This window comes from Paraburkholderia sp. JHI2823 (genome assembly GCF_038900695.1).
GTDB classification, from domain to species: Bacteria; Pseudomonadota; Gammaproteobacteria; order Burkholderiales; family Burkholderiaceae; genus Paraburkholderia; species Paraburkholderia mimosarum.
In genome coordinates this window covers 533,310-554,712 of sequence record NZ_JAYMRY010000001.1, presented here as the reverse complement: position 1 = coordinate 554,712, position 21,403 = coordinate 533,310, and the positions used below count along the sequence as shown (strand labels likewise).

Annotated in this window: 17 protein-coding genes and 1 tRNA gene; 13 read left to right on the top strand and 5 right to left on the bottom strand. The window is 64.1% G+C overall.

The features are described 5' to 3' along the window. Positions 1 to 418 precede the first annotated feature (418 nt). From VSR34_RS02580 to VSR34_RS02565, 4 genes are all read right to left on the bottom strand, one after another. A tRNA-Val gene (locus tag VSR34_RS02580) sits at positions 419 to 493 on the bottom strand. Positions 494 to 542: 49 nt separating this feature from the next. Continuing rightward, entirely contained in the window at positions 543 to 1,289 is a 747-nt protein-coding gene (dnaQ, locus tag VSR34_RS02575; RefSeq protein ID WP_028214499.1) for a DNA polymerase III subunit epsilon, read from the bottom strand. A 46-nt stretch (positions 1,290 to 1,335) separates the two neighbouring features. Continuing rightward, positions 1,336 to 1,785, bottom strand: coding sequence for a ribonuclease HI (rnhA, locus tag VSR34_RS02570; protein WP_028214498.1), 450 nt, complete (start codon positions 1,783 to 1,785; stop codon positions 1,336 to 1,338). After that, complete coding sequence (locus VSR34_RS02565) at positions 1,782 to 2,708, bottom strand: class I SAM-dependent methyltransferase (protein WP_342961769.1); 927 nt, start codon at positions 2,706 to 2,708, stop codon at positions 1,782 to 1,784. The genes rnhA and VSR34_RS02565 overlap by 4 nt, the downstream gene beginning before the upstream one ends. Before the next feature lie 20 nt (positions 2,709 to 2,728). Here VSR34_RS02565 and gloB point away from each other — a divergent pair, with 20 nt between their 5' ends. From gloB to VSR34_RS02535, 6 genes are all read left to right on the top strand, one after another. After that, positions 2,729 to 3,577, top strand: a complete 849-nt coding sequence (gloB, locus tag VSR34_RS02560) for a hydroxyacylglutathione hydrolase (protein ID WP_342961768.1) — start codon at positions 2,729 to 2,731, stop codon at positions 3,575 to 3,577. 154 nt (positions 3,578 to 3,731) lie between these two features. Continuing rightward, complete coding sequence (locus VSR34_RS02555) at positions 3,732 to 5,375, top strand: transglycosylase SLT domain-containing protein (protein ID WP_028214495.1); 1,644 nt, start codon at positions 3,732 to 3,734, stop codon at positions 5,373 to 5,375. A gap of 577 nt (positions 5,376 to 5,952) precedes the next feature. Next, complete coding sequence (carA, locus tag VSR34_RS02550) at positions 5,953 to 7,089, top strand: glutamine-hydrolyzing carbamoyl-phosphate synthase small subunit (protein ID WP_028214494.1); 1,137 nt, start codon at positions 5,953 to 5,955, stop codon at positions 7,087 to 7,089. 145 nt (positions 7,090 to 7,234) lie between these two features. Further along, the gene (gene carB / locus VSR34_RS02545; RefSeq protein ID WP_028214493.1) at positions 7,235 to 10,489 is read left to right on the top strand and encodes a carbamoyl-phosphate synthase large subunit; all 3,255 of its coding nucleotides are present in this window, start codon (positions 7,235 to 7,237) and stop codon (positions 10,487 to 10,489) included. Between the two features lie 215 nt (positions 10,490 to 10,704). Then, on the top strand, positions 10,705 to 11,181 hold the full coding sequence (gene greA, locus VSR34_RS02540; protein WP_028214492.1) for a transcription elongation factor GreA: 477 nt from the start codon (positions 10,705 to 10,707) through the stop codon (positions 11,179 to 11,181). Positions 11,182 to 11,266: 85 nt separating this feature from the next. Then, a complete protein-coding gene (locus tag VSR34_RS02535; protein ID WP_342961780.1) occupies positions 11,267 to 11,728 on the top strand; it encodes a DUF4149 domain-containing protein in 462 nt (153 codons plus the stop codon). 55 nt (positions 11,729 to 11,783) lie between these two features. On the opposite strand, the gene yhbY is transcribed toward VSR34_RS02535, so the two are convergent. Further along, complete coding sequence (gene yhbY / locus VSR34_RS02530) at positions 11,784 to 12,329, bottom strand: ribosome assembly RNA-binding protein YhbY (RefSeq protein WP_028214490.1); 546 nt, start codon at positions 12,327 to 12,329, stop codon at positions 11,784 to 11,786. Positions 12,330 to 12,600: 271 nt separating this feature from the next. On the opposite strand from yhbY, the gene VSR34_RS02525 reads away from it, so the two are divergent. From VSR34_RS02525 to pstA, 7 genes are all read left to right on the top strand, one after another. After that, positions 12,601 to 13,263 carry an RlmE family RNA methyltransferase gene (locus tag VSR34_RS02525; protein ID WP_028214489.1) on the top strand — a complete coding sequence of 221 codons (663 nt, stop codon included), beginning with the start codon at positions 12,601 to 12,603 and terminating at the stop codon, positions 13,261 to 13,263. Between the two features lie 191 nt (positions 13,264 to 13,454). Continuing rightward, on the top strand, positions 13,455 to 15,341 hold the full coding sequence (gene ftsH, locus VSR34_RS02520) for an ATP-dependent zinc metalloprotease FtsH (RefSeq protein WP_028214488.1): 1,887 nt from the start codon (positions 13,455 to 13,457) through the stop codon (positions 15,339 to 15,341). A gap of 201 nt (positions 15,342 to 15,542) precedes the next feature. Beyond that, on the top strand, positions 15,543 to 16,370 hold the full coding sequence (gene folP, locus VSR34_RS02515) for a dihydropteroate synthase (RefSeq protein WP_081716210.1): 828 nt from the start codon (positions 15,543 to 15,545) through the stop codon (positions 16,368 to 16,370). Between the two features lie 149 nt (positions 16,371 to 16,519). Next, positions 16,520 to 17,872: a phosphoglucosamine mutase gene (glmM, locus tag VSR34_RS02510; RefSeq protein WP_028214486.1), complete on the top strand. Its 1,353-nt coding sequence runs from the start codon at positions 16,520 to 16,522 to the stop codon at positions 17,870 to 17,872. A 396-nt stretch (positions 17,873 to 18,268) separates the two neighbouring features. Continuing rightward, positions 18,269 to 19,300: a phosphate ABC transporter substrate-binding protein PstS gene (pstS, locus tag VSR34_RS02505; protein WP_028214485.1), complete on the top strand. Its 1,032-nt coding sequence runs from the start codon at positions 18,269 to 18,271 to the stop codon at positions 19,298 to 19,300. Positions 19,301 to 19,509: 209 nt separating this feature from the next. Then, positions 19,510 to 20,496 (top strand): phosphate ABC transporter permease PstC, encoded by a 987-nt coding sequence (gene pstC / locus VSR34_RS02500; RefSeq protein WP_028214484.1) that lies wholly within the window; start codon positions 19,510 to 19,512, stop codon positions 20,494 to 20,496. After that, positions 20,493 to 21,389: a phosphate ABC transporter permease PstA gene (pstA, locus tag VSR34_RS02495; RefSeq protein WP_028214483.1), complete on the top strand. Its 897-nt coding sequence runs from the start codon at positions 20,493 to 20,495 to the stop codon at positions 21,387 to 21,389. The genes pstC and pstA overlap by 4 nt, the downstream gene beginning before the upstream one ends. Positions 21,390 to 21,403 lie beyond the last annotated feature (14 nt).

Below are 21,403 nucleotides of genomic sequence, written 5' to 3'. Positions count from 1 at the left end.
TGCTGCTCCAGACGCTATCCTTCAACACGGAATGGAGATTAAACCCGGGAAAGACGGAAGCAAATCTCGCAAAAAACCGGACATTTCTATTGAGCCGGAGACCGGACATCTGTATCTGGCCATGACAGCTAGTTTCGAATCGTCCGCTAGAAGGCGGGTGATAGTAGATCGCGCGGCGCGGTGCCGGACAGGTCGCCTGCGCACGGAGTCTTAGGCGCGCTCGCGGACTCTCGGAGGCGACTAAGGCCGCGCCGCGCATGCACTAGCCGTACAGATTTCCGTATCGGGCGGCTCGTACGGAAAAGATACATTTCCTACTTTCAGAAATGCGCGCGTAAACGGAAAAGGGCTTACGTCTTTCAACGTAAGCCCTTGATTTTCCGCTTCGGTGTTTGTCGTTACCAACACCAGGGAATTCTGGTGGGTAGTACTGGGATCGAACCAGTGACCCCTGCCGTGTGAAGGCAGTGCTCTACCGCTGAGCTAACCACCCGAAGAGATTGAGATTATGCAGGCTATTTCAGATCCTGTAAAGCCCTTCTTTAAGCATTTTGCACATCGGCCGAATTTTCTTCGACGGCGACCGGCTCGGTGCGCCAAACGGACGTCCCTTTGAGCGCCTTGTCGAGCTCATCGAGCACGGCGTTGTGCGCGCAGACTTCCTCGTCGCTTGCCAGGATCACCGGCAGCTCGATCGACTCGAACCGCACGCGCGGCGCGGCGACCGAGCCCGGCGCAGCGTGCTCGCCCAGCATGTCGATGACGAGGCTCTCCTGGCCGCGCGTCATCGCCAGATAGACTTCGGCGAGCAACTCCGAGTCGAGCAGCGCGCCGTGCAGCGTGCGGTGCGCGTTACTGATGCCGAAGCGGTCGCACAGGGCATCGAGCGAGTTGCGCTTGCCGGGGAAGATCTGCTTGGCCTGCACGAGCGTGTCGATCACCTCGCCGCAATGCTCCTTGAACGCCGGCTTGCCGAGCAGCGCGAGCTCCGCGTCGAGAAAGCCGATGTCGAACGGCGCGTTGTGAATGATGATGTCCGCGTCGCGAACGAAGTCGAGGATTTCATCGGCGACTTCGGCGAACTTCGGCTTGTCGGAGAGGAATTCGGTCGTGAGGCCGTGCACCGCGAGTGCGCCCGGATCGCTGTCGCGCTCCGGATTCACGTAGAAGTGCAGGTTGTTGCCGGTGAGCCGGCGGTTCACCAGCTCGACGCAGCCGATTTCGATGATGCGGTCGCCCGTGCGGGCGTTCAGGCCCGTGGTTTCGGTATCGAGAATGATTTGGCGCATGTTTTGTCAGTCTTGAAAGCGTCGAGGAGCCGCGTGCGGTGCGGTCTCAGAGTTCGGCGAGCGTGGCGACGCCGCGGTTCGCGAGCGCGTCGGCACGCTCGTTCTCCGGGTGGCCCGCATGGCCCTTCACCCAGCGCCACTCGATCTCGTGCTGCGCGACGAGCGCGTCGAGGCGCTTCCAGAGATCGTCGTTCTTGACCGGCGTTTTGGCGGCCGTCATCCAGTTCTTCTTTTTCCAGCCGTGAATCCACTCACTGATGCCTTTCTGCACGTACTGCGAGTCGGTGTGCACGATCACCCTGCATGGGCGCTTGAGCGCGTCGAGCGCGGCGATCACCGCCATCAGCTCCATGCGGTTGTTGGTCGTGCCGGCCTCGCCGCCGAACAGTTCCTTTTCCTGCGCGCCGAAGCGCAGCAGCGCGCCCCAGCCGCCGGGGCCGGGGTTGCCTTTGCAGGCGCCGTCCGTGAAGATTTCGACGAAATCGGGTGTGCTCATGTGTCCTTGTTGCGAGTGGGTGACGGTGTGGTGGCGGCCGGCTTCAGGCTCGCCGCCAGTACCGGTTTCTTGACCTTCAGCGGCCCGACGAGGCGCATGCCGCGCACACGCTTGATCGCCGTCACCATATAGATCGCGCCGAAAATGGGCCACCAGCGGTCGCCGGCGGCTTCCATGAAACCGTAGCGGCCGAGCCACTGGTCGGTGGCGAGCGGCGGACGATAGCAGCCAAAGCGCCCGCGTTCAAGCTCGAAGCCGAGCAGCTTGATCCAGTCCTTCAGGCGCGTGAAGGCGATGAGGTCCTGCCGCGCGGGCAGGAACGGATGGCCAGTCAGCTTTCCGGCAGAGTGGCGCGCACCCCACAACGAAAGCGAGTTGAATCCGACGATCAGCAATTGCCCCTCGGGCATCAGCACCCGTTCGGCTTCGCGCAGCAGTCGGTGCGGGTCGCTCGTGAATTCGAGCGTGTGCGGCATCACGATCAGGTCGACGCTCTGCGCCTCGAACGGCAGGTCGAGGTAGTCGCACCATACCGTGCTGCGGCCAGCGGGCGCGTATAGCGGCGGGGCGCCTGTCGCCGCCGGGAAGCGGGCTTCCGTGGTGCCGGCCGCGCGCGTGCCGTTGGTTTCGGGTATGCCCGGCGCGCCACGCAACGGTTCGGCGCCGTTCTCGAGTGCATGGCCCGGTGCGCCGGGGATCGAGTAGGGCGCGCTCGCGGCGCTGGCCGCGTCGAGCACGAGGCCGCGGCACGGCATGCGGTTTTCGCGCAGGGCGTCGAGCTGCGGCAGGCCGAGCTGGAGCGCATGGTAGCCGAATATGTTCGACACCACGCGATCTAGCTGCTCCTGTTCCCAACCTAGCACGTAACTGCCAGCGGGCGATGTGGTCCAGGCGGGCCAGTCTATAATCAATCGATCAGTCATGTCGAAGAATACGTCGCCCCATGAAGAGTCCGCTTGAGTACGCGCGTTCGGGCGCTGCCTGCGCTGCCCACGAATACGTACCGGTTCCGGCTTTTGAAGACAATTACATCTGGGTCGTCTCGGACGGCCAGAATGCCGTCGCCGTCGACCCGGGCGACGCCGCCCCGGTTCGCGCATATCTCGCGAAACGCGGCTGGCGGCTCGCCGCTATTTTACTCACGCATCACCACAACGACCACGTCGGCGGCGTGGCCGACTTGCTCGCCGACGCCAGCGTGCCCCGCGTGCCCGTATACGGCCCGGCGGGCGAAGCGCTCGGCCCGCTCGATCCGTTCGTCACGCGCGTGAAGGGCGGCGACGCCGTCCATCTCGACGCGCCCGCGCTCGACTTCACGGTGATCGACGTGCCGGGCCACACGCGCGGCCACATTGCGTATTTCCAGGCGGCGGACGCCGCCGGCACGCCCCATGTGTTCTGCGGCGACACGCTGTTCGCCTGCGGCTGCGGCCGCCTCTTCGAGGGCACGCCCGCGCAGATGCTCGTCTCGCTCGACGCGTTGGCGGCACTGCCCGGCAACACCCACGTGCATTGCGCACACGAATACACGCTGTCGAACATCCGCTTCGCGCTCGCCTGCGATCCCGGCAATGCCGATCTACGCGACTGGAGCCGCGAGGCGGCGGCGCTGCGCGAGCGCGGCGTGCCGACCTTGCCCACGACGATCGCGCACGAGCGCGCCGTCAATCCGTTCCTGCGCGCGGGCGATGCGGCCGTGCAAGCCGCGCTCGCCGAGGCACTGCACGAAGCGGTGCCGGACCGGCTGGCTGCTTTCGCCATGATGCGCGAATGGAAGAACCGGTTTCGCTGACCGACCGGAATGAGGGGGTATGCTCAACCCAAGCGTGTGGAATCGCACCCAAGCTGCGGATTTCACGGCTTTTTTCCGAATAATTCCGATTGACGGAAGCGGGTGTGTTCCGTACTATCGGCTGCAAATTCCAGCCTTGCGGATGTAGATTTTCATGCGATTCATACTCAGTGCGCTGCTGGTCCTCATGCTCGCCGCCTGTGCGGGCGGGGGACAGTCTGCGAGTTCTCAAGCCTCAGCCAACGCCCAAGCCAACGCCGACCTCATTCGCAAGACCTCAGCAGCGAAAGAAACGATTAACGTCGATCAAGGTTCCGTCACTCAACTCACGAGCCCCGACGCCGACCTCTGGGGGCGCATCCGTCGCGGCTTCCAGATGCCCGACCTGCAGAGCGACCTCGTCGACATGAACGCCAACTGGTACGCCCAGCGGCCCGACTACGTCGCGCGCATGACCGAGCGTTCGCAAAAGTACCTCTATCACATCGTCGAAGAACTCGAGGCGCGTCACATGCCGACCGAGCTCGCGCTGCTGCCGTTCATCGAATCCGCGTATAACCCGCAGGCGCTGTCGGTCGCGAAGGCGGCCGGAATGTGGCAGTTCGTGCCGGGCACCGGCCGCACCTACAACCTCAAGCAGAACATGTGGCAGGACGAGCGCCGCGACGTGCTGGCCTCCACCAGTGCCGCCCTCGACTATCTCTCGCGTCTGCACGACATGTTCGGCGACTGGTATCTCGCGCTGGCCGCCTACAACTGGGGCGAGGGCAACGTGCAGCGCGCCATCGCGCGCAACCAGGCGGCGGGCTTGCCCACGGACTACCAGAGCCTGCGCATGCCCAATGAAACGCGCAATTACGTACCCAAGCTCCAGGCGGTCAAGAACATCGTGATGAACGCGCAGCAATACGGGCTCACGCTGCCGTCCATTCCGAACCACCCCTATTTCGTCACGGTCACGACGTCGCACGACATCGACGTGGACGTCGCCGCCAGGCTTGCGAACATGACGACCGACGAGTTCCGCTCGCTCAACCCGTCGTTCAAGAAGCCGGTCATTCTCGGTGCCACCGACCCGCAGATCCTGCTGCCGTTCGACAACGCGAGCGCGTTCGAGCGCAATCTGAAGGCGTATTCGGGGCAGCTGTCCTCGTGGACCGTCTATACGACCGATGCACGCACGACGCCGGCTGCGCTCGCGCAGAAGATCGGCGTGGACGCCGACACCCTCATGTCGGTGAACAAGATTCCGGCTGGCATGCGCCTGAAGGCGGGCTCGACGCTCGTCGTGCCGCGCACCGACGACGGCGACGACGAGGACATCAGCGCCGACGTCGCGGAGAGCGCCGTGCTGGCCATGGAGCCGGACGTGCCCGACACGCGCAAGATGTTGATCCGCGTGCGCCGCAAGCAGTCGATGGAAGCGGTGGCGAGCCGCTACGGCGTGTCACTGGGACAGTTGAAGGCATGGAACAAGACCCGCCGTGACTACGTTGCACCGGGCCAGGTGCTCGTGCTGCACGTGCCCGTCAACAAGGCAATGCCGAGCGAGCCGGGGCCTGAACGTCTGGCAACGAACGTTTCTGGTGGCGGCGTGCAGCGAATCGGCACCCGCGTTACAGACACTGGGTCGAAGTCGCGCTACGATAAGAAGCACGGTCGCACGCGCACTGAGGTCGTCAAGGTTTCCGAACCTGTCAAGGCAAAGGCCTCGAGCGCAGCGCCCAGCAAGGCGTCGAAGGGTGCGGCAAGCCGCCCGAAGGCCGAAACCCATACGCAGAAGCACAAAGTCCAATAGCGGCTAGCGAAGGGTGCTCAAATCGTGCGTTGCGGGGGCAGCGCAGGGTATTCGCTCCGATCACTTCTCCGTGTTGTTACGTTTAGCGCCGTCAACCCGCCAGGTGACGGCGTTTTCATTTGCGGCGTGTGCATTCGAAAAGCGCAGCGCCTGTTTGCCGCCGCGCCGCCGCCCGCTATAGTGGAAAGGGCCGCACGCGTGAGCGCGTGGGTGCTCCCCATCGTCGGCGTCATCCTGGAATTTGAAGGAAAGGTGACTTTCGCGCTATAATTTCAAGGTTTGAGCTTATCAACCCGCACCCTAGCGCCTACCTCCTCCCAACCGTTCATCCGCCGCCCGCGCCTCACCGTCGACTGGCCGGCTGCCGCCCGATCCTGCGTCAAAAACGCGAACTCGTGGCCCGGCGCCACCACGGCCGACCGCACGAAGAGTCGCGTAGCGAGCGAGCCGCGCGCGCATTCCAGATCTACCCGACGAAGGTGGACACAGAATGCCGACGCCGCAGCCGCTCCCAGGTCGCAAGATCGCAACGTCGGATAACAGGTCGGCACAGGGTGCTCCCCCCAAGGAGTCTCCCGTGTTGCCGTCATTTTCTCCCGCTCTGCTCGCGCTCGCCGACGGCACGGTCTTTCGTGGTTACTCGATCGGCGCGCCGGGTCATACGATCGGTGAAGTCGTGTTCAACACGGCCATTACCGGTTATCAGGAAATCCTGACTGACCCGAGCTACGCTCGCCAGATCGTCACCCTCACGTACCCGCATATCGGCAACGTCGGCGTCAACGCCGAAGACGTCGAAGCCACGAAAGTCCATGCCGCCGGTCTGATCATCCGCGACCTGCCCACGCTCGCCTCGAACTTCCGCATGGAGCGCACGCTCGGCGACTACCTGAAGGACGAAGGCGTGGTGGCGATCGCCGGCATCGACACGCGCAAGCTCACCCGTATTCTGCGCGACAAGGGCGCGCAGAACGGCGCGATCCTCGCCGGTTCGGACGACGAAGCCCGTGCCATCGAACTCGCGCGCTCGTTCCCGGGCCTCGCGGGTATGGATCTCGCCAAGGTCGTCTCGACCGCAAAGCCCTACCCGTGGAATACGACCGAGTGGCGTCTGGGCGAAGGCTACCGCACGCAGTCGGCGCCGAAGTACAAGGTCGTCGCGTTCGACTTCGGCGTGAAGCAGAACATCCTGCGCATGCTGGCCGAGCGCGGCTGCGACGTCACGGTGCTGCCGGCGCAAGCCACGGCTGAAGACGCGTTCGCGCTGAATCCGGATGGCGTGTTCCTCTCCAACGGCCCCGGCGACCCGGAGCCGTGCGACTACGCGATCAAGGCCACGCAGGCGTTCATCGCTCGCGGCATCCCGACCTTCGGCATTTGTCTCGGCCACCAGATCATGGGCCTCGCCGTGGGCGCGAAAACCATGAAGATGAAGACGGGTCACCACGGCGCGAACCATCCGGTCAAGGATCTCGGCGACGGCCGTGTCGTCATCACGTCGCAGAACCACGGCTTCGCAGTGGATGCCGACACGCTGCCCGCCAACGCACGCGTCACGCACGTCTCGCTGTTCGACGGCACGCTGCAAGGCTTCGAGCTGACCGACAAGCCCGCGTTCTGCTTCCAGGGCCACCCGGAAGCGTCGCCCGGCCCGCACGACATCGGCTATCTGTTCGACCGCTTCACCGCGCTGATGGACAAGGCGAAAGCGTAGGCGCGGCGCACAGGCGGGAAAGAACAGAGCAGGGTGCGCAGCGAGCCGAACTCGAGATCGGCCCACGCGCGTACCCGGCGGCGAGCGGCAAGCGAAGCGCGCGCCGCAGGACGTAAAAGACACAGGAATATTTAGCGAGAGCGTTATGCCCAAGCGGACAGACATCAAGAGCATTCTCATCATCGGCGCGGGTCCGATCATCATTGGCCAGGCGTGCGAGTTCGATTATTCGGGCGCGCAGGCATGCAAGGCGCTGCGTGAAGAAGGCTACAAGGTCATCCTCGTCAACAGCAATCCGGCGACGATCATGACCGACCCGAACACGGCCGACGTCACCTACATCGAGCCGATCACATGGGAAGTGGTGGAGCGCATCATCGAGAAGGAGCGCCCCGACGCGATCCTGCCGACGATGGGCGGCCAGACCGCGCTGAACTGCGCGCTCGACCTGCACCACCACGGCGTGCTGCAGAAGTACGGCGTCGAGCTGATCGGCGCGTCGCCGGAAGCCATCGACAAGGCCGAAGACCGTCAGAAGTTCAAGGACGCGATGACGAAGATCGGCCTTGGCTCGGCGAAGTCGGGCGTCGCGCACTCGATGGAAGAGGCGCTCAAGGTTCACGCCGAAATCGCCGCGGCGACCGGCACGGGCGGTTATCCCGTCGTGATCCGTCCGTCGTTCACGCTGGGCGGCTCGGGCGGCGGCATCGCGTACAACCGCGAAGAGTTCGAGGAGATCTGCAAACGCGGCCTCGACCTTTCGCCCACGCGCGAGCTGCTGATCGAAGAGTCGCTGCTCGGCTGGAAGGAATATGAGATGGAAGTCGTCCGCGACAAGGCGGACAACTGCATCATCGTCTGCTCGATCGAGAACCTCGACCCGATGGGCATCCACACCGGCGACTCGATCACGGTCGCGCCGGCGCAGACGCTCACCGACAAGGAATACCAGATCCTGCGCGACGCGTCGCTGGCAGTCCTGCGCGAGATCGGCGTGGATACCGGCGGTTCGAACGTGCAGTTCTCGATCGATCCGCGCACCGGCCGCATGATCGTGATCGAAATGAACCCGCGCGTGTCGCGTTCGTCGGCCCTCGCTTCGAAGGCCACGGGCTTCCCGATCGCCAAGGTCGCGGCCAAGCTGGCTGTGGGCTATACGCTCGACGAGCTGAAGAACGAAATCACGGGCGGCCAGACGCCGGCTTCGTTCGAGCCGACCATCGACTATGTGGTCACGAAGATTCCGCGCTTCGCGTTCGAGAAGTTCCGTGAAGCCGACCCGCGCCTCACCACGCAGATGAAGTCCGTGGGCGAAGTCATGGCCATCGGCCGCACCTTCCAGGAGTCGTTCCAGAAGGCGCTGCGCGGCCTCGAAGTCGGCGTGGACGGGCTGGACGAAAAGACCACGAGCCGCGACGAAATCATCCGCGAGATCGGCGAAGCCGGTCCGGACCGCATCTGGTACGTGGGCGACGCGTTCCGCGTGGGCATGACGCGCGAAGAGATCTTCGAAGAAACCGCGATCGACCCGTGGTTCCTCGCGCAGATCGAAGAGATCATCAGGAAGGAAGAAGCGGCTCGCGGCCGCACGCTCGAAAGCCTCTCGAAGGACGAACTGCGCTATCTCAAGCAGAGCGGCTTCTCGGATCGCCGTCTCGCGAAGCTGCTCGGCAGCAACGCCGCCGACGTGCGCCGCCGCCGCATCGAACTGAACGTGCGCCCCGTCTACAAGCGCGTAGACACCTGCGCAGCCGAGTTCGCGACGAAGACGGCCTACATGTACTCGACCTATGAGGACGAGTGCGAGGCAAGCCCCACGAACAACAAGAAGATCATGGTGCTGGGCGGCGGTCCGAACCGGATCGGCCAGGGTATCGAGTTCGACTACTGCTGCGTTCATGCCGCGCTCGCCATGCGCGAAGACGGCTACGAAACGATCATGGTCAACTGCAACCCCGAAACCGTTTCGACCGACTACGACACGTCCGACCGCCTGTACTTCGAGCCGGTGACGCTCGAAGACGTGCTCGAAATCGTCGATCTGGAAAAGCCGCTTGGCGTGATCGTGCAGTACGGCGGCCAGACGCCGCTGAAGCTCGCGCTCGACCTCGAGGCGAACGGCGTGCCCATCGTCGGCACGTCGCCCGACATGATCGACGCGGCCGAAGACCGCGAGCGCTTCCAGAAGCTGCTGCAGGACCTGAACCTGCGCCAGCCGCCCAACCGCACCGCGCGGGCCGAAGACGAAGCGCTCAAGCTCGCCGACGAAATCGGCTATCCGCTCGTCGTGCGTCCGTCGTACGTGCTGGGCGGCCGCGCGATGGAAATCGTCCACGAGCCGCGCGATCTCGAGCGCTACATGCGCGAGGCCGTCAAGGTGTCGAACGATTCGCCGGTGCTGCTCGACCGCTTCCTCAACGATGCGATCGAATGCGATGTGGACTGCATCTCCGATGGCGAAGCCGTGTTCATCGGCGGCGTGATGGAGCACATCGAGCAGGCGGGTGTCCACTCGGGCGATTCGGCGTGCTCGCTGCCGCCGTACTCGCTCTCGACGGAGACGATCGCCGAACTCAAGCGCCAGACCGCCGCAATGGCGAAGGCGTTGAACGTGGTCGGCCTGATGAACGTGCAGTTCGCGATCCAGCAGGTGCCGCAGGACGATGGCTCGAAGAAGGATGTCATCTACGTGCTGGAAGTGAACCCGCGCGCGTCGCGTACGGTGCCGTACGTCTCGAAGGCAACGAGCCTGCCGCTCGCGAAGATCGCGGCGCGCGCAATGGTCGGCCAGAAGCTGGCGCAGCAGGGCGTGACGAAGGAAGTCGAGCCGCCGTACTTCAGCGTGAAGGAAGCGGTGTTTCCGTTCGTGAAGTTCCCGACCGTCGATCCGGTGCTCGGACCCGAAATGCGTTCGACCGGCGAAGTGATGGGCGTGGGCAAGACGTTCGGCGAAGCGCTCTTCAAGTCGCAGCTTGCCGCGGGCTCGCGCCTGCCGGAATCGGGCACCGTCTTCATCACCGTGATGGACGCGGACAAGCCCAAGGCCGTTGAAGTCGCACGCATGCTGCACGAGCTCGGCTACGGGCTCGTCGCCACGCGCGGCACCGCCGCCGCCATCGATGCGGCCGGCGTGCCGGTCAAGGTCGTCAACAAGGTGAAGGACGGCCGTCCGCACATCGTCGACATGATCAAGAACGGCGAGATTTCGCTCGTCATCACGACCGTCGACGAAACGCGCGCGGCGATTGCCGATTCGCGTTCGATTCGCATGAGCGCGCAGGCCAACAAGGTCACCTATTACACGACGATGTCGGGCGCACGTGCGGCCGTCGAGGGGCTGCGCTACCTGAAGAACCTGGAAGTCTATGATTTACAAGGCCTCCATGCTCGCCTAAACTAAGGCTTCAATTGTCTGTCCAAGATTGACGAGGCAGGCTAAAAAGCTGAATGTGCCGCGGTTAAGCGGCGTCCCCACAGGGTTTCCAGGCTGCGCCAGACCGCGCAGCCGCCCTCGCGGGATGCACTTAACCGCGGAATTTTTTTATGGCCGCACTATGCGCGCAGGCGCGCGTGGCGCGGCTTCATTGAGGGCCTAACTGGCCAGACGAGTTGTTTATGAGCACGATTCCCTTGACCAAGCGCGGCGCAGACCAACTTCGCGGAGAACTGCAGCGCCTGAAGTCCGTCGAGCGTCCGGCGGTGATCAATTCGATCGCCGAAGCCCGTGCGCAAGGCGATCTGTCGGAAAACGCGGAATACGACGCCGCGAAAGAAAAGCAGGGCTTCATCGAAGGCCGGATCGCAGAAATCGAGTCGAAGCTGGCGGCCGCGCAGATCATCGACCCGTCCACGCTCGAGGCCGACGGCCGCATCGTGTTCGGCTCGACGGTGGCTCTCGAAGACCTCGATTCGGGCAAGACGGTGACCTACCAGATCGTCGGCGACGACGAGGCCGACCTCGAGCACGGTCTGATCTCGGTCAGCTCGCCCATTGCGCGCGCGCTCATCGGCAAGTCCGAAGGCGACGTCGCCGAAGTGCAGGCGCCGGGCGGCGTGCGCGAGTACGAGGTCATTGAGGTTCGCTACGTCTGAGGACGCCGACGTGAGTACCGCAAGCCACGTGGGTTCCGCCACGCCCGTTTCGCTCGTTCCGCACCGGCTTTTCGGGCTGCTGGCCATGCTGTGGGTCGGCAGCCAGCTGACCATCGGCTATGCCGTCGCTCCCGTGCTGTTCGCCTCGCTCGAAAGAGTGGTGGCCGGCGACATCGCCGCACAGCTCTTTCGTCTCGAAGGCATGGTCGGCGTAGTGTGCGGCGTGCTGCTGCTCGGTCTCGCGAACGTGCTCGCGCGCCGTGGCATGCTGGGCTATCGCCGGCTGCGCTGGATTCTGGCCGCGATGCTGCTGTGCGTGCTGATCGGTTATTTCGCGCTGCAGCCGTTCATGAACGCGTTGCGCGTACAGGCGATGAGCGCGGGCATGGATGTCGCCAGTTCGCCGTATGCGAGCCGCTTTGGCTTGCTGCACGGCGTATCGAGCGTGTTCTATCTGGTGCAGAGCCTGCTTGGCGCCTGGCTCGTCTGGCTGCTGCCTTCGGCGCGCGGTACGCTGCCGCAGCGCCCGGAAGCCGCCCCGCGCTGAACGCGCCCGAACGCTGCGTCAGGCGAAAAAAAGCGCGGCTCGAAGGCCGCGCTTTTTACTTCGAACCCTGATGGACGCGCTTGGAGCTGGTCTGGCGCTTCTTGGCGCGCTTGATGTTGCCGCCTTGCGTCACGCGCTCGTTGCCTTTCACCGTCAGCTTTTGTGCCTTCGGCTTGCGCATCGGGTTCTCGCTGGGCTTGACGACCTTCACGACGCGCGGCGCAGCACCGCGCTTGCCTGCCTCGCGCGCGCTCGGCACGTCGGCGGACGGGCGCGACACGGTGCCGCGTGCGCCCGCGCGCGCGGTAGTGGTCTTCGCGCTGGCTTGCTCGGGCCTGTAGATGACGAGCAGCTTGCCGATGTGCTGGATCGGGGCGGCGCCCAGACGGTCGCAGATCTCTTCGTAGATCGCGATGCGCTCCTCGCGCTCGTCGCCGAACACGCGCACCTTGATGAGCTGGTGCGCGTCGAGGTGAACCTGGATTTCCTTGATCACGGCGTCGGTCAGTCCCTCGGCGCCGATGAGCACGACCGGTTTGAGCGCATGAGCCTGGGAGCGCAGTTCGGAGCGCTGTTCGGCGGAAAGAGAGAGGGCGGGCATGGGATGTGGCAGACTCGACTAAAATGACGGCGCCGCGCGGGTCGGCAGGCAAGGATTGGCAGCCTGTACGGACCGGACGCGGTCCGCGGATGGCGGGCCGCTGGCGGGCAAGCGCGTCGGAACAACGGAAAACCGTGGGGAAACGGCAGGGCGCGGGCACTTGGGTTGCCGGAGCAACGATCATCCGGCAAGGCGAGCCGCGACGGCCGCACGAATTAAACGCGTATTATCCGCTAAAAGCGCGGAATCACGCAGCAAGAGTTCATCTTTAATGGCAAAAAATCGCTTCAACCAGTCGTGGCTGCACGACCATATCAACGACCCTTACGTGAAAATGGCGCAGCGGGAGGGCTATCGCGCCCGCGCCGCGTACAAGCTCAAGGAAATCGACGAGCAGGACAAACTGATCCGCCCTGGCATGGTGATCGTGGACCTCGGGGCGGCGCCGGGAAGCTGGAGCCAGTACGCGCGCAACAAGCTCGCGGTGGGCGTGAAGCGCGACGAGCAGCGGCAGGGCGGGATCGACGGCACGATCATCGCGCTCGACATTCTGCCGATGGAACCCATCGCCGACGTCCAGTTCCTGCAAGGCGACTTTCGCGAAGACGACGTGCTTGCGCAACTCGAAGAATTGGTGGGTGGCCGCCCGGTCGATCTTGTAATTTCGGACATGGCGCCCAATCTCTCGGGGGTCGCGTCGGCCGACGCGGCACGGATCGAACACGTGTGCGACCTTGCGCTCGAGTTTTCGCAGAATCATCTGAAGTCCGAAGGGGCCCTTTTAGTCAAATGTTTCCACGGCAGCGGTTACAGCCAGATCGTCGAGAAGTTCAAGCAACAGTTCAAGGTCGTAGCCGCGCGCAAACCGAAGGCGTCGCGCGACAAATCGTCCGAAACGTTTATATTGGGTAAACACTTGAAGCGCCCCCGTTAAACAGGGCGCGATTGCGGTACATAACGCGAAACCGACTGTCAGACGCGTGCAAGACGCAGTCAGGGCAAGGCGCCGAGGCTATTCCTGCGGTAGTGAAACCTTATGGCAGGGGGCCTTGTACTGGATTAGAATGCTTTGATGGTGTCGCAAGGCGAATGTAGGCGCCCATCTATGAGTGAAGGAGTGGTGCTTTGAACAACAACATGTTTTCGAAGGCAGCGGTGTGGCTGGTAATCGCACTGGTGCTGTTTACGGTGTTCAAGCAGTTCGACAAGCCCCGTGTCCAGGAAGGCGTTTCCTATTCGCAGTTCATGGACGACGCGAGAAACGGCAAGGTCAAGAGCGTCGTGGTGCAGGGGCGGAACCTCACGGTCACTCCGGCTGATGGCCAGAAATACCAGATCGTCTCCCCGGGCGACATCTGGATGGTCGGCGACCTGATGAAATATGGCGTGCAGGTGAGCGGCAAGGCCGATGAAGAGCCGAACGCGCTCGTCTCCGCGTTGTACTACCTCGGGCCAACCATCCTCATCATCGTGTTCTGGTTCTACATGATGAGACAGATGCAGGGGGGCGGCAAAGGCGGGGCGTTTTCGTTTGGTAAATCGCGCGCCCGCCTGATCGACGAGAACAACAACGCCGTCAACTTCTCCGACGTCGCGGGCTGCGACGAAGCCAAGGAAGAAGTGTCCGAGCTCGTCGACTTCCTGCGCGATCCGCAAAAGTTCCAGAAGCTGGGCGGGCGCATCCCGCGCGGCGTGCTGCTGGTCGGCCCTCCGGGCACCGGTAAGACGCTGCTGGCACGTGCCATTGCCGGCGAGGCGAAGGTGCCGTTCTTCAGCATCTCGGGTTCCGACTTCGTCGAAATGTTCGTCGGCGTGGGCGCGGCCCGCGTGCGCGACATGTTCGAACAGGCCAAGAAGCATGCACCGTGCATCGTGTTCATCGACGAAATCGACGCGGTCGGCCGCCATCGCGGCGCCGGCATGGGCGGCGGCAACGACGAGCGCGAGCAGACGCTGAACCAGATGCTGGTGGAGATGGACGGCTTCGAGGCGAACTCGGGCGTCATCGTGATCGCGGCAACCAACCGTTCGGACGTGCTCGACAAGGCGCTGCTGCGTCCGGGCCGTTTCGACCGTCAGGTTTATGTCGGCCTCCCGGACATTCGTGGCCGCGAGCAGATCATGAAGGTGCACCTGCGCAAGGTGCCGATCGCCAACGACGTAGACGCAGCCGTCATCGCGCGCGGCACGCCGGGCTTCTCGGGCGCCGACCTCGCCAACCTGGTGAACGAAGCTGCGCTCTTCGCGGCGCGCCGCGGCAAGCGCATCGTCGAGATGCAGGATTTCGAGGACGCGAAGGACAAGATCTTCATGGGTCCGGAGCGCAAGTCGGCCGTGATCCGCGAAGAGGCGAAGCGCGCCACGGCATATCACGAGTCGGGCCATGCGGTCATCGCGAAGCTGCTGCCGAAGGCCGATCCGGTGCACAAGGTCACGATCATTCCGCGCGGCCGTGCGCTGGGCGTGACGTGGCAGCTGCCCGAACACGACAACGAGACCTACTCGAAGGACTATCTGCTGGATCGTCTGGCTATCCTGTTCGGCGGCCGTGTGGCGGAAGAGCTGTTCATGAACCTGATCAGCACGGGCGCGTCCGACGACTTCAACAAGGCGACGCAAACGGCTCGCGCAATGGTCACGCGTTTCGGCATGACCGACGCGCTCGGACCGATGGTCTACGCCGACGACGACAGTGACAGCGGTCCGTTCGGCAAGGGCTTCACGCGCGCGATTTCGGAAGCCACGCAGCAGAAGGTCGACGCGGAAATCCGCCGGGTGCTCGACGAGCAGTACAACCTCGCGAAGCGTCTGCTCGACGAGAACCGCGACAAGGTCGAAGCCATGACCGCCGCGCTCATGGAGTGGGAAACGATCGACGCCGAGCAGATCAACGACATCATGGCCGGCCGTCCGCCGCGCTCGCCGAAGAGCACGCCGTCGCCGGGCGACGCGTCGTCGGGCGGTAGCCCGGGCACCGAGGTCAAGCCGGGTAGTGCCACCGCACCGGCGTGATCCTTATCGAGTAAAGTTGCGGGCCGGTGTGATGTTCACACCGGCCCTTTGCATTTCTGGTGCGCGCGGCATGCCGGCCCACCACATCCCGTTACACTTCTGACGTTTCTTGACGTGCCCAACATCATCTCGCAGGGTAATCTTCCACCCGAACCGCTCGCGTGCGGCCGCTTCACGCTGACTTTCGAACGTCCGCTCGTCATGGGCATCCTCAATGCCACGCCGGACTCGTTTTCCGATGGCGGCCGCTATCTCGCTTTCGGTGACGCGCTGCGCCGCGCCGAGCAGATGATGCTCGACGGCGTCGACATCATCGATATTGGCGGCGAATCGACGCGGCCGGGGGCGCCTCCGGTACCGCTCGACGAGGAACTCGCGCGCGTGATTCCGCTCGTGGAGAAGCTCAAGGCCGCGAACGTGCCGCTCTCCATCGACACGTACAAGCCCGAGGTCATGCGCGCGGCGCTCGCGGCCGGCGCGGACATGATCAACGACATCTGGGGCTTCCGGATGCCCGGCGCGATCGAAGCCATACGCGGCAGCGACTGCGGATTGTGCGTGATGCACATGCTGGGCGAGCCGCAGACGATGCAGGTGTCCGAGCCCAACTATGCGGACGTCGTGCGCGAGGTGCGCGAATTTCTCGAGCAGCGTTGCGCCGAACTCGAAGCGGCGGGCGTGGCGAAGGCGCGGATCAGCGTGGATCCGGGCTTTGGCTTCGGCAAGTCGGTGGTGGAGCACAATTACGCGCTGCTCGCGCACCTGCCCGAGACGGCGCCCGAGGTCCCGAGCGGCAAGGCGCCGTATCCGATACTCGCCGGCATGTCGCGCAAATCGATGCTGGGCGCACTCGTGAACCGGCCCGCGAGCGAGCGGGTGGCGGCGAGCGTGGCGGCAGCCGTGTGCGCGGCAGAGCGGGGCGCGGCAATCATCCGCGTACACGACGTCGCGCCCACTGTGGATGCCCTCAAGGTCTGGGCAGCGATGCGCAATGCGATGGGCGCCGGCGCGCCGGCCGGGCGAGGTTGAGCCACTGACCGGATAGACGCTTGCCGGCGCCAAATGCACCAGGGCGCACCAGGGCGCACCAGGGCGCACCAGAGCGCACCTGAGCGCACCGGCGCATGTCACGGTGGCTACGTACAGTACAAGACAGCACCAAACCGAGGGATAGAAAAATGGGACGTCGTTATTTCGGAACTGATGGGGTACGCGGCAAGGTCGGCGAGGCGCCGATCACGCCTGACTTCGTGCTGCGCCTTGGCTACGCCGCGGGCAAGGTGCTCGCGGGTTCGGCGGCGGCTTCGGGGCCGCGTCCGTCCGTGCTGATCGGCAAGGACACGCGCATTTCGGGCTATATGCTCGAGGCGTCGCTGGAAGCGGGGCTTTCGGCCGCTGGCGTCGACGTGATGCTGGCCGGCCCGATGACGACGCCCGGCATTGCCTATCTCACACGTGCGCTGCGGCTTGCCGCGGGCGTCGTGATCAGCGCATCGCACAATCCCTATTACGACAACGGCATCAAGTTCTTCTCCGCGGACGGCAACAAGCTGCCCGACGAGGTCGAGACGCAGATCGAGGAGCAACTCGAGCAGCCGCTGGACTGCGCGCCTTCCGAGCAGCTTGGCCGCGCGCGACGGCTCGACGACGCGGGCGGGCGCTACATCGAGTTCTGCAAGAGCACGTTCCCGCAGGCGTTCAATCTGCGCGGTCTGAAGCTCGTGATCGACTGTGCCAACGGCGCGGCGTATGACATTGCGCCGCACGTGTTCCACGAACTGGGCGCGGATGTCATTCCGATCGGGGTGTCGCCGAACGGCTTCAACATCAACGACGGCGTGGGTGCGACCTCGCCCGACGCGCTCGTGCGCGCGGTGCGCGCGAATCACGCCAACCTCGGCATCGCGCTCGATGGCGACGCCGACCGTCTTCAAGTCGTGGATGCACAAGGGCGCCTCTACAACGGCGACGAACTGCTCTACGTGCTCGTGAAGGACCGCATCGCGACCGACGGCAAGGTGGAAGGCGCGGTGGGCACGCTCATGACCAATCTCTCGGTCGAGCAGGCGCTCGCGCGCCTCGGCGTGCAGTTCGTGCGGGCGAACGTGGGTGACCGCTACGTGCTGGAGCAACTGCGCGAGCACGGCTGGCAACTGGGCGCGGAAGGCTCGGGCCATATTCTCTCGCTCGATCGCCACACGACCGGCGACGGCATCGTCTCTGCGCTGCTCGTGCTCGCCGCGATGAAGCGCAGCGGCCAGACTTTGGCGCAACTGCTCGACGGCGTGACGCTGTTCCCCCAGAAGCTCATCAACGTGCGCATTGCGCAGGGCGCCGACTGGAAAGGCAACGCCGCGATCCAGCAGTCGATCGCCTCCGCCGAGGCGGAACTGAAGGGCAAGGGCCGCGTACTGATCCGCGCCTCGGGCACGGAGCCGGTGCTGCGCGTGATGGTAGAGGCCCGCGAGGAGCGCGACGTGGTGCACTACGCCGAGGCGATCGCAGGCGTGGTCAAGCGTGCTATCGCGTGATCGTCAGCCAGGCTGGCCGATCGCATACCGATCCCACGCGCGCGATGCTGGAACGGCATGCGCGCGTTTTTTCCGTGTTTTTTTTCGATGACACGCAGATTCGGGCAAACGTTTAAAACATAAAAAACATCGTTCGCTAACATTATTCGAGGGATTCCTCGAAAACTTCCGACGATTTCCCGACTGACACGAAAGCCCCGCCGGGCGGCCTTCACTGCTGTCACTCTCCTTGCAGGCCTCGCCGCAATTGCCGGTAAGCGCGCATTCTTCGCGCCATCCCCCGCCTTTCAGTCGGTAATCGAACTGTCACGTTTGCTTCATGAACCGTCACAGTACTGTCACAGAGACCCCCTAAGCTTCGCGGTGTCGTTATCCCGCTCACACACTGGAGGTCTCATGAAATTGATGCAAACCGCGCTCGCTGGCGTTGCTGGCGCGCTCTTCGCGATCGCAGCCCACGCTGCAGACATCACCGGCGCGGGTAGCACCTTCGCAGCACCGATCTATACGAAATGGGCGGATGCCTATCAAAAGTCGGGTGGCGGCAAGGTGAACTACCAGGGCATCGGCTCGTCGGGCGGCATCAAGCAGATTCAGGCCAAGACCGTCGACTTCGCGGGCTCTGACGCCCCGCTGAAGGACGAAGATCTGGCCAAGGCCGGTCTGTTCCAGTTCCCGACGGTGGTGGGCGGCGTCGTGCCGGCGATCAACGTTCCGGGCGTCAAGGCTGGCGAAATCACGCTGTCGGGCCCGGTGCTCGGCGACATCTACCTCGGCAAGATCAAGAAGTGGAACGATCCGGCCATCGTCGCACTGAACCCGAAGGTCAAGTTGCCTGATCTCGACATCGCCGTGGTCCGCCGCGCCGATGGTTCGGGCACCAGCTTCATCTGGACGAACTACCTCTCGAAGGTCAACCCCGAGTGGAAGAGCAAGGTCGGCGAAGGCACGACCGTGAACTGGCCGACGGGTACGGGCGGCAAGGGCAACGACGGCGTCGCCGCCTTCGTTCAGCGCCTGCCGGGCGCGATCGGCTACGTCGAGTGGGCGTACGCCAAGCAAAATCACATGGTCTACACTGCCATGAAGAACGAGGCGGGCGCCGTCGTTCAGCCGGACACCGAAACGTTCAAGGCCGCCGCTGCCGGCGCGGACTGGAAGAAGTCGTTCTACCAGATCCTCACGAACGAGCCGGGCAAGGACGCATGGCCGGTCGTCGGCGCGACCTTCGTGCTGCTGCATACGGCGCAGGACAAGCCGGAACAGGGCAAGGAAACGCTCAAGTTCTTCGACTGGGCGTTCAAGAACGGCACGCCGGCTGCTGACAGCCTCGACTACATCTCGCTGCCGCCTTCGGTTGTGAGCGAAATCAAGGCGCAGTGGAAGGAGAAGGTCAAGGACGCGAGCGGCAAGCCGGTCGCTGAGTAAGCAAGGCGTCAGGCAAGCGTAAAAAGGGCCGCCGCGTGACGCGCGCGGCCTGTTCGCTTGTGGCTTGCCTGAATGCGCTGTCCATGATGTGCCGCCCGCCCTCCGGTCCAGTCGTCAGCCATAGTGGCCGGAAGTCGGGCGATCCGCAGTCTCACGGCTGCGTCAACGTCGTGAGCCCCGCGCTCGCGGCAAATGGAACCCAGGTCACCATGTCCGACGTCCCGCTCGTGTCGAACCCATCCGGCAACGCTGCGCAGCAAAGAGCGCCCAGCCCGGCAGGGGACATCATTTTCGGCGGCCTCGCACGCCTCGCCGCCATCGTCACGTTGCTGCTGCTCGGCGGCATCATCGTATCGCTGCTCGTCGCCTCGTTGCCGACGATCCAGAAGTTCGGTCTCGCATTCCTCTGGACTGCCGACTGGGATCCTCCCAGTGAGCAGTTCGGCGCGCTCGTGCCCATCTACGGCACGATCGCCACCTCGCTCATCGCGCTCATCATCGCCGTGCCTGTGAGCTTCGGCATTGCGCTCTTTCTCACTGAGCTCTCGCCCGCGTGGCTGCGCCGGCCGCTCGGCATCGCCATCGAGCTGCTCGCCGCCATCCCGTCGATCGTCTACGGGATGTGGGGTCTGCTCGTGTTTGCGCCGATCTTCGCGCAATGGTTCGAAAAGCCCCTCGGCGCGCTGCTGGGCGGCATGCCGATCGTCGGCGCGCTGTTCAAGGGCGCGCCCATCGGCATCGGCATTCTCTGCGCCGGCGTGATCCTCGCGATCATGATCATTCCGTACATCGCCTCGGTCATGCGCGACGTGTTCGAAGTCACGCCCGTGCTGCTCAAGGAGTCGGCCTACGGCATCGGCTGCACGACCTGGGAAGTGATGTGGAAGATCGTGCTGCCCTTCACCAAGACCGGCGTGATCGGCGGCGTCATGCTCGGGCTCGGGCGCGCGCTCGGCGAAACGATGGCCGTCACGTTCGTGATCGGCAATACCAATCTGCTCGACAACGTGTCGCTCTTTTCACCGGGCAACAGCATCACCTCGGCGCTCGCCAACGAGTTCGCGGAAGCGAGCCCGGGCCTGCACACGGCCGCGCTGATGGAACTCGGCCTGATCCTGTTCGTGATCACGTTCATCGTGCTGTCGATCTCGAAGGTCATGTTGCTGCGCCTTGAAAAAGCGGAGGGTGCGCGATGAGCGAACCGCTGATGAAGATTCCGGGTGCGATTTACGGGCCCGAACTAGACCGCATGCGCGGCAAGCTGCAACGCCGTCGCCGCATCACCAACGCGATCGCGCTCACGTGCTCGCTCGCCGCAATGGCGTTTGGCCTGCTCTGGCTCGTGTGGATTCTCTACACGACGCTGTCGCTCGGCATCGGCGGTCTTTCGGTGGAGCTGTTCACGCAGTCCACGCCGCCGCCGAACACCGATGGCGGCGGTCTCGCCAACGCGATCGTCGGCAGCCTGATACTCGTTGCGGCTGCAACCTTCGTCGGCACGCCGATCGGCATTCTCGCAGGCATCTATCTCGCGGAATACGGCCAGAAAAGCTGGCTCGCGAGCGTCACGCGTTTCATCAACGACATTCTGCTGTCGGCGCCTTCGATCGTCGTCGGTCTGTTCGTCTACGCGCTCGTCGTCGCGAAGATGGGGCACTTCAGCGGCTGGGCCGGCGCGATCGCCCTGGCGCTCCTGCAGATCCCGATCGTGATCCGCACGACCGAAAACATGCTCAAGCTCGTGCCGAACAATCTGCGCGAGGCGGCATTCGCGCTCGGCACGCCGAAGTGGAAGATGGTGATGTCGATCACGCTGAAGGCTTCGATCGCCGGCATCGTGACGGGCGTGCTGCTGGCGGTCGCCCGGATTGCCGGCGAAACGGCGCCGCTGCTCTTCACGGCGCTGTCGAACCAGTTCTTCACCACGAACATGAATCAACCGATCGCGAACCTGCCGGTCACGATCTTCAAGTTTGCGATGAGCCCGTTTGCGCAGTGGCAATCGCTTGCGTGGGCCGGCGTTTTCCTGATCACACTGGGCGTGCTGGGTCTGAATATCCTCGCGCGCACGGTCTTTTCGAACAAGTAATCCAGGGCGGAGTA